The organism is Streptomyces sp. NPDC001380 (assembly GCF_042895785.1).
In the GTDB taxonomy this organism is placed as follows: Bacteria; Actinomycetota; Actinomycetes; order Streptomycetales; family Streptomycetaceae; genus Peterkaempfera.
The window spans coordinates 1-11,952 of record NZ_JBIAWP010000004.1 but is presented as its reverse complement, the minus strand read 5'-3'; the positions used below and the strand labels follow the sequence as shown (position 1 = coordinate 11,952).

General features: G+C 72.7%; 9 protein-coding genes. 8 read left to right on the top strand and 1 reads right to left on the bottom strand.

The window, feature by feature from the left end; translation table 11 throughout:
- Positions 1 to 251: 251 nt before the first annotated feature.
- The 8 genes from ACFY07_RS06615 (at position 252) to ACFY07_RS06580 (ending at position 11,441) form a co-directional block, all read left to right on the top strand.
- Entirely contained in the window at positions 252 to 446 is a 195-nt protein-coding gene (locus ACFY07_RS06615; protein WP_230746924.1) for a DUF2304 family protein, read from the top strand.
- A gap of 73 nt (positions 447 to 519) precedes the next feature.
- A complete protein-coding gene (gene mshB, locus ACFY07_RS06610; RefSeq protein ID WP_390867688.1) occupies positions 520 to 1,515 on the top strand; it encodes an N-acetyl-1-D-myo-inositol-2-amino-2-deoxy-alpha-D-glucopyranoside deacetylase in 996 nt (331 codons plus the stop codon).
- Positions 1,512 to 2,015: a DUF6113 family protein gene (locus tag ACFY07_RS06605; RefSeq protein WP_390867687.1), complete on the top strand. Its 504-nt coding sequence runs from the start codon at positions 1,512 to 1,514 to the stop codon at positions 2,013 to 2,015. Before mshB ends, ACFY07_RS06605 begins: the two co-directional genes overlap by 4 nt.
- A gap of 416 nt (positions 2,016 to 2,431) precedes the next feature.
- On the top strand, positions 2,432 to 4,771 hold the full coding sequence (locus tag ACFY07_RS06600) for a peptidoglycan binding domain-containing protein (protein WP_390867686.1): 2,340 nt from the start codon (positions 2,432 to 2,434) through the stop codon (positions 4,769 to 4,771).
- A gap of 666 nt (positions 4,772 to 5,437) precedes the next feature.
- Complete coding sequence (locus ACFY07_RS06595; RefSeq protein ID WP_390867685.1) at positions 5,438 to 6,418, top strand: ABC transporter permease; 981 nt, start codon at positions 5,438 to 5,440, stop codon at positions 6,416 to 6,418.
- A 49-nt stretch (positions 6,419 to 6,467) separates the two neighbouring features.
- Complete coding sequence (locus ACFY07_RS06590; protein WP_390867684.1) at positions 6,468 to 7,508, top strand: ABC transporter permease; 1,041 nt, start codon at positions 6,468 to 6,470, stop codon at positions 7,506 to 7,508.
- 65 nt (positions 7,509 to 7,573) lie between these two features.
- The gene (locus ACFY07_RS06585; protein WP_390867683.1) at positions 7,574 to 9,688 is read left to right on the top strand and encodes a dipeptide ABC transporter ATP-binding protein; all 2,115 of its coding nucleotides are present in this window, start codon (positions 7,574 to 7,576) and stop codon (positions 9,686 to 9,688) included.
- Between the two features lie 55 nt (positions 9,689 to 9,743).
- Positions 9,744 to 11,441: an ABC transporter family substrate-binding protein gene (locus tag ACFY07_RS06580; protein WP_390867682.1), complete on the top strand. Its 1,698-nt coding sequence runs from the start codon at positions 9,744 to 9,746 to the stop codon at positions 11,439 to 11,441.
- A gap of 166 nt (positions 11,442 to 11,607) precedes the next feature.
- Here ACFY07_RS06580 and ACFY07_RS06575 read toward each other — a convergent pair.
- Positions 11,608 to 11,952 (bottom strand): oligopeptide/dipeptide ABC transporter ATP-binding protein (locus tag ACFY07_RS06575; protein ID WP_390867681.1); only part of this gene is annotated, 345 nt, incomplete at its 5' end.

The window sequence follows — 11,952 nt, the reverse complement described above, 5'->3', positions numbered from 1 at the left end:
GGAGGGGCCCGGAGCCCGCCGGGCACCGGGGTTCCGGGGTGCGTGCGCCCCGCCGGTGCATCTGTGCACCGGCATATGCGGGCTGACGGAAAGTAATGGCGGGCTCACCGATCGGGTATGAAGGGATAGCCGGTTGGCCCCAGCCGGTGCGGCGGGGTCCCGCCTCCGCCGCGCAGTCGCACCCGTCCCCGCCGTCCCGCCCGTCCCGACCGCCGCCCCGGCGGCGGCGCGCTGAGAGGTGTTGAACCGCCATGGCCCTGACGGTCTCCGCAGCCATCCTGCTGCTGGTCATCGTGGTACTGCTGATCCGCCGCTCCGGCCTGAAGTTCTGGCATGCACTGGCGTGCACCCTGCTCGGCTTCTACCTCGCGTCCAGTTCCATCGCCCCGTCGATCCAGCAGGTCACCAGCAACGTGGCCGGCATGATCAACGGACTGAAGCTGTGACCTGAGCCGGCCCCGCGCCCCGGCACGGACCCACCGGTCCACCGCCCCGGCGGGCCGCCCTTACCCTGATCCCATGAGCGACCTGCCGCACCAGCCGGACCCGACCGAAGACGCCGCCGGTGCGGGCGCGGACGACCTCCCGCCCCGCCGGCTGCTGCTGGTCCACGCCCACCCCGACGACGAGTCGATCGGCAACGGCGCCACCATGGCCCGGTACGCCGCGGAGGGCGCCCTGGTCACCCTGGTGACCTGCACGCTCGGCGAGGAGGGCGAGGTCATCCCGCCGGAGCTCGCCCACCTGGCCGCCGACCGCGACGACACCCTCGGCGCGCACCGGTCCGGCGAGCTGGCCGCCGCCATGAAGGAGCTCGGCGTCACCGACCACCGCTTCCTCGGCGGCCCGGGCCGCTACCGGGACTCCGGGATGATGGGCGTGCCGAGCAACGACCGCCCCGGCTGCTTCTGGCGCGCCGACGTGGACGAGGCCGCCGCCCACCTGGTCGCCGTGGTGCGCGAGGTGCGGCCGCAGGTGCTCGTCACGTACGACGAGGACGGCGGCTACGGGCACCCCGACCACATCCAGGCGCACCGGGTCGCCATGCGCGCCCATGCGCTGGCCGCCGACCCGGCGTTCCGGCCGGACCTCGGCCCGGCCTGGGCGGTCCCCAAGGTCTACTGGAACTGCATGCCCCGCTCGGTGCTGGAGGCCGGCTTCGCCGCGCTGCGCGCCGCGGGGAAGGAGAGCCCCTTCCCCGGGGTCGCGAGCGCCGACGACGTCCCCGGCGTGGTGGACGACGCCCTGGTGACCGCCGCGGTGGACGGCTCCGCGCACGCGGCGCGGAAGGCCGCCGCCATGGCGGCGCACGCCACCCAGATCGCCGTGGACGGCCCCTTCTTCGCGCTCTCCAACGACCTGGGCCAGCCGATGCCGGCCGTGGAGTACTACCGGCTGGTGCACGGCGTTCCCGGCGTCGCCGACGGCCGGGAGGACGACCTCTTCGCCGGCCTGGACACGGGTCCGGACAGCGGCCGGGGCGCCGCCTCCGCCCGCGCCGGGGAGACCCGGTGAGCCCCGCCATGCCGGAGGACCCGCGCCCGGGCAGGCCGCTGCCGGTACCGCCGCGGCCCCGGCCGTCGGGGGTCGCCGCCGTGCTCGGCTCGCGCTCCGAGCGGCTGTCGGAGGCGCCCCCGCCGCGCGCCGCGCGGGCCGCCGCCTACGCGGCCCTGACGGCGGTGGGGGCGGTGACCGCGCTGGCCGGCTCCTTCACCCAGTCGCTCTGGTTCCCCGGCGGCCTGCTGCTGGCGCTGGCGGCGACCCTGGGCCTCTTCTACGGCGGGCTGCGGCTGACCACCACGAAGCTCGGGGCGGGCGCCCCGCTGGCCGGCTGGTTCCTCGCGCTGATGGTGCTGATGAGCCCGCGGCCGGAGGGCGACTTCGTCCTCGCCAGCGGCATCGGGTCGTACGTGTACCTCTTCGCGGGGGCGGTGGGGGGCGTGATCTGCGCCACCCTGCCGACCCGCCCGCTGTACGAACCGGGCTCCGGGGCCGGGCGCGCGGGCGGCCGCTGAGCCGTCCGGCCCGCCGGGGCGGTCCTCCCTGAACCGTCCGCCGCCGGGAGACGTCATCGGTGGTGTCCGCCGGGAGCCGGCCCTCCGGACGACGACCGGACGACGGTGCGTCAGCAGCCCGGGCAGGGAGGTGCATACGCCGCGATTCGGACCAAAGGGGTTCTATCGGAACCGGACCGCCACCACGGCGTTCCCAGTATGGTGGTGCGGCGGCCCCCCGAACGGCGGGTCGCCCGCAGGACCCTAGACTCCCGACAGCGGTACGCACGCCGGGAGGTACCGGCCGTGCCCCGCGGGGCCGGTCCGCGGGCCGGCGCCGGCCAACCAGATCCTGTGTGCGGTGCGCCGCACGGAGGTCGATCCACCATCCGCGACTGGAGCCCCCGGCGGGCGACAGAGGCGAACCCGGAGCAGCATTGAGCAGCCGCGAAACTGACAACGCGTCCCCGAGCCCCCGTCGCAAGGGCGGGGACGCCTATCCGTCGGGCACGCCCCCCTACGGCGTGCCGCAGGTCACCGGCGCCGACGGCCGCGCGCCGGGCGGCTTCGGCGGCAACAGCCTGCGGGACGGCGGCTTCGGCACCGGGGGGCCCGGCCCGGCGGGCGGCGCCGAGGAGCCCGCCGCCGAGGACGGCCCCCGCACCGAGACCACGCTCACCACGCGCATCCGCATCAACATCCCCGGGTCCCGGCCGATCCCGCCGGTGGTGGTGCGCAGCCCCGTGAAGGACGGGGAGGCGGCCGAGCAGCCGGCCCCCGGCGACGGGAAGGACACGGCGCCCCGGCGCCGGGCGGGTGCGCCCGCCTCGCCGGTGCTCGGTGTGATGGACCCCGAGAACCGCACCTCCACCCCGCCGGACCTGCCGCCCGAGTGGCAGACCCCCGAGAGCGGGGAGGCGCCCGCCTCGCCCGACGCCACCGGCGAGTGGTTCCGGCCGCGCCGGAAGTCCGGACCCGGGGCGGACGGCCCGCCCGCGAGCACGCCGCCCGCAAGCACGCCGCCCGCGAGCACGCCGCCCCGGGGCACCCCGAACGGGAGCGCCCCGAACGGGTCGGCCCCGAACGGCGGCCGGAGCGCGGGCGCGCCCGTCCCCCCGCCGTCCGCTCCGGCGCCCGACGAGGCGTTCGCGCCCCCGCGCACCACCGGACGCCCCAACCAGGCCGAGCCCGGCCGCGGCGCCGCCCCGGAGGGCGCCACGCCCCGGCGGGGCCCCGGCGGCCCCCGGCCCGGCGGCGCGCCCGCGTCGCCCTTCGCCCCGCCGCCCCAGCAGGGGTCCGGCGGCGACGCCTTCCCGGGCGGCCCCGCACCGCGGCCCGCGGCCGGACCGTTCCCGCCCGGCCTCGGCGTCCGCAGCCGCCCCGCGGGCGGCGCTCCCGGCGGCGCTCCCGGCGGCGGCTTCCGGCCCGACCACGGGGACGACCCCTTCGGCCCCGGCCCGGCCGGGCCGGGCCGGGACACCCGGCCGCGGAACACCGCACCGGGGGACGCCGCCCCGGGGGACACCGCCGTCGGCGGCTTCCCCCCGGTCGCCGGCGGGCGCCCGGAGGAGACCACCGCCGCCTTCCCGGCCGCCGCCGACCCGTTCGCCGGCGGCCCGGCGGGCCACCCGGCCGACCCCTTCGCCGGCGGTCCGGCCGCGCCGTCCGCGGACCCCTTCGGCCCGGGCTTCCGCGAGGAGGACTTCCGCCCCGGTCCCGCGGGCGCGTCCCGGCCGGCCCCGGTCACGGTGCCCGTGCCCGAGGCCGGCCCGGCCGACGGCGGGGCGGCGGCGGACGACGCCTCCGCACCGCGCCGTCCCGGTCGCGCGAAGAAGCTCCTGGTCTACGCGGTGGGCGCCCTGGTCTGCGCGGCCGGCGCCGCCTACGGCGCGGGCCTGATGCTCAACCAGGCCGACGTGCCCAAGGGCACCACCGTGCTCGGCACCGACATCGGCGGCAGCAGCCGTGACGCGGCCGTGCACACCCTGGACTCCACGGTCGCGAGGATCGGCCGGCAGCCCGTCCCGATCAGCATCGGCGGGCGGCAGGTGTCCCTGGACCCGGCCACGGCAGGCCTGTACTTCGACACCACCGCCACGGTGGACGGGCTCACCCGGCACAGCTACAACCCGGTGGACGTCGTCGGCTCGCTGACCGGCGCCACCAAGGCCGTGGCGCCGGAGGTCAGGATCGACCTGCCCAAGCTCCGCGCCGCGCTGCAGCAGCTCGCGGGCCGGGCGGGCCAGGGCCCGAAGGAGGGGTACGTGTCGTTCGCCTCCGGCAGGCCGGTGGTCGTGCCGCCGAAGGCGGGCAGGAGCGTCGACGTCGACTCGGCCGCCGCAGCGGTCCGGCGGGCCTACGAGGCCCGGGCGCAGGGCCGGACGTCCGCCCCGATCGAGCTGCAGGTCACCGACGCGCGGCCGAAGGCCTCCGTCGCCGACCTCCGGGCGGCCGCGGCGGGCCTGGGCCGGCAGGTCGTGCAGGGCGGTTTCGTCCGGGTCCGGCGCGGCCAGGCCGACCAGGTGGGCGTCCCGTTCGGCCCCGCCACGTTCGCCCGCTCCCTGCGGCTCGCCCCCGACGCGAGCGGCAGGGTGGTCCCGGTGTTCGACCTGTCCGTCCTGGAGTCGCGCATCAAGGGCGCCTTCACGGGCCTGCAGATGAAGCACGGCTCCACCGTCGGACCGGTGACCGTCAAGGACGTCGCGGACGCCATCTCCTCGGCCCTGGACAAGACCGGCGCCGGGCGCACCGTCGTCCTGCCCGTGACCGCCGGCTGACCCCCGGCCGCTCCGCGGAGGCCGGACCCCGTCCACCGGGGTCCGGCCTCCGGCGTATCCGCCTCCGGGGATTTGTCACCGGCGTGTAAACAGCGGCCTGAACGCGTGGCGGGACGACGTCGGTGGCGAGTATTGGCCACCCTGTCGGGAATCCGCCACCCCGGCAATTTCCGATGCCGCCACAATGCAGGACGCGGTCGGACCGCAGGCCCGAAAGCACCCCGGAGCGGACAACCGCATCGATCCGTCGATTCAGTCCGAAAAGGTTCGAAGAGCGACAGGATCCAGTCAAGCTGTCCGATCTTGGCCAATCCAACCACCCTTGCGTTCGATATTCGGACAGAGGCGTACAGGGCGTCCGCCGCGCAGAAAGACCCGGGACTGCGTCGCGAGCGGCCCGAGAAGCGGCCCTCAGCGTTTGCCAAAGCGCCGGGGAATCCACCCGGCGTTACCAATCTTTGATCAGTGGCTTGTCGACAACGCTGCTGCGGCAACAGCAAGATGTGCCCGAGCCGTTCCACAGCGGCCAGTCTTCGTCCACCTGTCCGGAACGCGAGACGTCCAGAGCACGCACCACCGCGCGGGACCCCTCATCCCCCGGGTCGCGCCGTCCCGGGACGGACCGCCTCCGCGACAGCACTGGACCGCACGAGGGAGAAGAGCACGTTGGGTCAGTACCTGCTGCGCCGGTTGGCCAACTACCTGGTCCTGGTGATCGTGGCCGCCTCCCTCACCTACTTCCTCGCAGCGCTGAGCCTGAACCCCCGCTCGAACTTCGCCGGCCGGAACCCCCCGCCGTCGGCCGCCTCGATCACCAGCACGCTCGACGAGTACAACCTCAATCCCGATACGCCCGTGGTGACGCGTTTCGCCCACTGGGCGGAGGGTGTGGCCGAGGGCGACCTGGGCCGGACGGTGACCGGCGGCCAGGTGAACGAGGAGTTCACCAGCCGCGTCGGTGTCAGCGCCCGCCTGCTGCTGCTGGCGACGGTCATCGGCTCCGTGGCCGGCGTGCTGGTGGGGGCCTGGGGTGCGATCCGGCAGTACCGGGCGTCGGACCGGGCCGCGACCCTGGCGTCGTTCTTCATCCTGGCGATGCCGGTGTTCGTGATCGCGGTGACACTCCAGCTGTGGGCCCGCGACTTCAACGACCTGCTGGGCAGTACGGTCCTGGAGTACGTCGGCGAGAAGGACCCTTCGGTGAGCGGCTTCTGGCCCAGCCTGGTCAGCCGCGCCAACCACCTGCTGCTGCCCAGTCTCACCCTGATCGTGCTCCAGATCGCCATCTACAGTCGGTACCAGCGCAGCACCATGCTCGACGTGCTGGGCAGCGACTTCCTGCGGACGGCCCGCGCGAAGGGCCTGTCCCGCCGCAAGGCGCTGATGAAGCACGGGCTGCGCACGGCGGTCCTGCCGGTGATGCCGCTCCTGGTCTACAACGTGGTGCTCCTGTTCACCGGCGCCACCTTCACCGAGACGATCTACGGCTGGCACGGCATGGGCTCCTGGCTCGTGCGCTCGATCCAGACCAACGACGTCAACGCGGTCGCTGCCGTCGGGATGTTCACCGCAGCACTGGTGCTGATCGCCGGTCTCCTCTCCGACCTGGTGTACGCAGCCCTTGATCCGCGCGTCCGCGTGCGCTGACCCCGCACCGCACGAGCCGATCCCGAACACGCGCACCGAGGAGCCACCGATGGCCGTCACCTCCACCCCGCAGCCCACGCAGCCCGCGGCGCCCGACGCCGCACCCGCCGGCGCCGCGCCGACCCGCCGCCGCACCAGCCGCGCCCGCCTCACCGCTGTCCGCTTCAGCCGCAACCGGACCGCCCTCTTCGGGCTGGTCCTGCTGGTCCTGCTGTTCCTCATGGCTTACGTGGCACCGCTCTTCTACCAGTGGGGCTATGACGAACTGGACTTCGACGCCTTCCAGCAGCCACCCTCCGCGACCCACTGGTTCGGAACCGACCAGGCGGGTGCGGACCTCTTCGCCATGACGGCGCGCGGCATGCAGAAGTCCCTGGTGATCGGCATCCTGGTCGGCATCATCTGCACCGTGCTGGCTGCCCTGGTGGGGGCCAGCGCCGCGTACTTCGGCGGCTGGGTGGACCGCATCCTGATGTGGGTGGTCGACCTCCTGCTGGTGATGCCGAGCTTCCTGATCATCGCGGTGCTCTCCCCGGTCTTCCAGGGCTCCACCTGGCTGCTGTTCGTGGTGCTGCTGGCGGCGTTCAGCTGGATGATCACCGGCCGCGTGGTCCGCAGCATGACGATGACGCTGAAGGACCGGGAGTTCGTCAAGGCCGCCAAGTACATGGGCGTACCCGACCTCGTGATCATCTTCCGCCACATCGTGCCCTCGATGGCCTCCATGCTGATCATCGACGCGACCATCCAGGTGAGCGCGGCGATCATCGGTGAGACCGGCCTGTCGTACTTCGGCTTCGGCGTGCAGACCCCGGACGTCTCGCTGGGCACGGTCATCGCCTCGGGGACCCCCGACGCCCCGTCGTTCCCCTGGCTGTTCTACTTCCCCGCCGGCTGCCTGGTCCTCATCGGCCTGTCCATCGCCTTCATCGGGGACGGCCTGCGGGACGCGCTCGACCCGAGTTCCAGCACCGCGAAGGCCAGGCCCCCGCGCCGCGACCGCAAGGCCGACCGCCGCGGCGACGAGATCCCCGGCGCCGACGCCAATCCCACCGCCACCTCCTCCTCCGACGTCCTGGGCACACCGTGACACGCGACACCCACCCCAGCACCGCAGCACCGCAGCCCGGTACGAGCAAGGAAGGAACCACCCCCGTGACCGAGACGCTCCACCGACCGGGACCGGCGGCGTCCGCGGACGCCGCTCCCGCACTGGAGGTCACCGACCTCCACGTGAGCTTCCCGAGCGAGGCCGGACCGGTCCGCGCGGTCCGGGGCATCTCCTATGCGGTGCGGCCCGGCGAGGTGCTGGGCATCGTCGGCGAGTCCGGCTCCGGCAAGTCGGTCTCCTCCATGGCCGTGCTCGGACTGCTTCCGGACAGCGCCCAGGTGAGCGGGTCCGTCAAGCTGCACGGCCGGGAGCTGCTGGGGCTCGGCGACAGGGAGATGTCCGCCATCCGCGGCAAGGACGTCGCCATGGTCTTCCAGGACCCGCTGTCGGCGCTGACCCCCGTCTACTCGATCGGCACGCAGATCGTCGAGGCCCTCCAGATCCACCAGGAGATGGACCAGGCCGCAGCGCGCAAGCGCGCCGTCGAGCTGCTGGACGTGGTGGGCATCCCGGACCCGCACCGCCGGGTCGACGCCTTCCCCCACGAGTTCTCGGGCGGCATGCGCCAGCGCGCGATGATCGCCATGGCCATCGCCAACGACCCCTCGGTCATCATCGCGGACGAGCCCACCACCGCCCTGGACGTCACCATCCAGGCGCAGGTGCTGGAGGTGCTGAAGACCGCCCAGGAGGTCACCGGCGCCGCCATCGTGATGATCACCCACGACCTGGGCGTGGTGGCCGGCTTCGCCGACCGGGTCCAGGTGATGTACGCGGGCAAGCCCGTCGAGGCGGGCACCGTGGATCAGGTCTACTACCAGCCCCGGATGCCCTACACGATCGGCCTGCTGGAGTCGATCCCGCGGCTGGACGAGACCGGGAAGCACGCCCTCACCCCCATCGAGGGGACACCGCCGTCGATGGTGGCGCTGCCTCCGGGCTGCCCCTTCGCCCCACGCTGCCCCATCGCCGTCGACCACTGCCGGGAGGCAGAGCCCGAGCTGGTCCTCCGGGAAGGTGTCGGCCACCCGACCGCCTGCCACCGGAGCCACGAGCTGAAGGACGGCGGCGCACTCGACCCCGCGGCCATCTACCCCGTTCCCGAGCTGCCCCCGGCCGCCGCGGTGGAGCGGCTGCCGCGCGAGGAGCGCACCACCGTGCTCTCCGTGGACGGCCTGGTGAAGCACTTCCCGCTGCTCAAGGGCGCCGTCTTCAAGCGCCGGGTGGGCACCGTGCGGGCGGTGGACGGCATCGGCTTCGACATCCGCGAGGGCGAGACGCTGGGCCTGGTCGGCGAGTCCGGCTGCGGCAAGACCACGACCCTGCTGGAAATCCTGGACCTGCCCAGCGGGCAGGCGGGCACGGTCACCGTCTTCGGCAAGGACATCCGCTCGCTGCGGAAGGGCAGCGAGCGCAAGGCGCTCCGCCGCGACCTGCAGGTCGTCTTCCAGGACCCGATGGCCTCGCTGGACGCCCGGATGCCGGTGGGCGACATCCTCGCCGAGCCGCTGAAGACGCACGGCTGGGGCAAGGAGCGCATCGCCGCTCGGGTGCCCGAGCTGCTGGACCTGGTCGGGCTCAACCCGGACCACGCCGAGCGGTTCCCCTCCGAGTTCTCCGGCGGCCAGCGGCAGCGGATCAGCATCGCCCGCGCCCTGGCCCTGGAGCCCAAGCTGGTGATCCTGGACGAGCCGGTCTCGGCGCTGGACGTGTCCATCCAGGCCGGCGTGCTCAACCTGCTGGACGAGCTCAAGTCCCGGATGGGTCTGAGCTACCTCTTCGTTGCGCACGACCTGTCCGTGGTCCGGCACATTGCGGACCGGATCGCCGTGATGTACCTCGGCCGGATCGTCGAGCTCGGTGAGGCGGACTCCGTGTTCGCCTCACCGTCACACCCGTACACGCAGGCGCTGCTGTCGGCGGTGCCTCTGCCGGACCCACGCAAGGAGCGGGAGCGCAAGCGCATCCTGCTCACCGGTGACCTGCCCAGTCCGGCAGATGTGCCGGACGGCTGCCGGTTCCGAAACCGGTGCCCCAAGTTCGCCGCCCTCCCCGGGGCGGAGCAGAACCGCTGCCGCGATGAGGACCCCGCACTGCGCGGTCTCGGCGAGGACCACACCGCAGCCTGCCACTACGCGGCTGCTCTGACCGTGGTGTAGTCCGCCCGCATCACCCGACCACCCGTTCGTCCCAACCACTCCCCTGGAGAACCCCTTGCAGAGAAACCGCGTCTCCCTCGCGCTGGTCGCCACCATCGCCACGTCCGCGCTGTGCCTCACCGCCTGCAGCAGCGGCGACGGCGGCAAGGGTTCGAGCAGCTCCTCGAAGCCCCTGCCGAAGTCGAACGCCAACAACGTCAACCCCGTGGACCGGGCACAGCTGAAGCAGGGCGGCACCCTCAACTGGCCGCTCGGCGAGATTGCCGAGAACTTCAACTACAACGAGATCGACGGCACGCTCTCCGACGGCCTCGACGTCGAGCACGCCCTGATGCCGGTGACGATGATCGCGGACGCAACCGGCACCGTCTCCCCCGACCCGAACTACCTGACCGACGCCAAGGCCGACAGCAGCTCGGGCAAGCAGGTGGTGACCTACCACATCAACCCGAAGGCCAAGTGGTCCGACGGCAAGCCGCTGTCCTACAAGGACTTCGAGGCCCAGTGGAAGGCCCTGAACGGCAAGGACAAGAAGTACAAGATCTCCTCGAGCACCGGCTACGAGCTGATCACCAGCGTGGCGAAGGGCAAGGACGACCAGGAGGTCATCGTCACCTTCTCGTCCCCGTTCGGCGACTGGAAGTCACTGTTCTCGCCGCTGTACCCGGCCTCGATCAACAGCACCCCGGACGGCTTCAACAACGGCTACCTGGGCAAGATCCCGATCACCGCGGGCCCGTTCAAGTTCCAGGGCATCGACAAGACCGCCAAGACGCTGACCGTCGTCCGCGACGACAACTGGTGGGGCGAGAAGGCAATCCTCGACAAGATCATCTACCGCGCGCTGGATTCCTCCGCGACTCCCGGCGCCTTCGCCAACGGCGAGGTCGACTTCTTCGACGTCGGCCCGGACCCGGCGGCCTACAAGCAGGCCAAGGGGGTTGCCGACGGACAGATCCTCAAGGCCGGCGGTCCCAACTACCGCCACGTCACGATGAACGGCAAGAGCGCGATGCTCAGTGACGTCAACGTGCGCAAGGCCATCTCCATGGCGCTCAACCGCAAGGCGATCGCCAACTCCGACCTGCAGGGCCTGGACTGGGCGGCCCAGCCGCTGAACAACCACTTCCTGGTCAACAACCAGAAGGGGTACCAGGACAACTCCGGCGACACCGGCCAGTACGACCCTGCCAAGGCGAAGGCGGCCCTGGACGCGGCCGGCTGGAAGCAGGACGGCGAGTTCCGCAAGAAGGACGGCAAGACCCTCGAGGTCAACCTGGTCATCCCGGCCAACGTCTCCGTCTCGGCCAACGAGGGCAAGCTGATGCAGCCGATGCTCAAGGCCGTCGGCATCAAGCTGAACATCAAGTCGGTCCCGCTGGACGCCTTCTTCGACAAGTACGTCACCCCGGGTAACTTCGACCTGACCGTCTTCAGCTGGATCGGCACGCCCTTCGCGGCCTCGTCGAGCAAGTCGCTGTACGTCAACCCCAAGGGCGACGAGATCCAGCAGAACTACACCCGGGTGGGCAGCCCCGAGCTCGACGCCGCGATGGACAAGGCGGCCGCCGACATCGATCCTGCGCAGGCCCTCACGGACCTCAACGCCGCCGACAAGCTGGTGTGGGACCAGGCCGGCCTGATCCCGCTGTACCAGCGCCCCGACATCTTCGCCACCAAGAAGACCCTCGCCAACCTGGGCGCCAAGGGGTTCGCGGACCTGAAGTACCAGGACATCGGCTTCACCAAGTGATCCGGTAGCACCGCGCGCAACGGCGGAGTCCGCGTCCCCGGCCGGGGACGCGGACTCCGCCGTTCCAGCGTCCGTCCGTCCTGACAGCGGGGAACGCCGCAGGGCCCGGGCCGCTGCTGCGGTCCGGGCCCTGCGGCGCGTCACGGGCGGAGTGCCACCATGCATCTCAGGCGGCGTGGACGACGTCCTTCTCCTCGGCGAAGTGGCACGCCGAGTCGTGCGCCGCCTCGCCCTTCAGCGTCGAGGGCACCGCCAGCAGCGGCACCTCGGTCGCACACCGCTCCTGCGCCTTCCAGCAGCGGGTGCGGAACCGGCAGCCCGACGGCGGGTTCGCCGGCGAGGGCACGTCCCCCTGCAGGATGATCCGCTCCCGCCCCTCACGCGCCTCCGGATCCGGCACCGGCACCGCCGAGAGCAGCGCCTGCGTGTACGGGTGCGTGGGGTGGTCGTAGATCTGGGTGTCCGTGCCGATCTCGACCATCTTCCCCAGGTACATCACCCCCACCCGGTC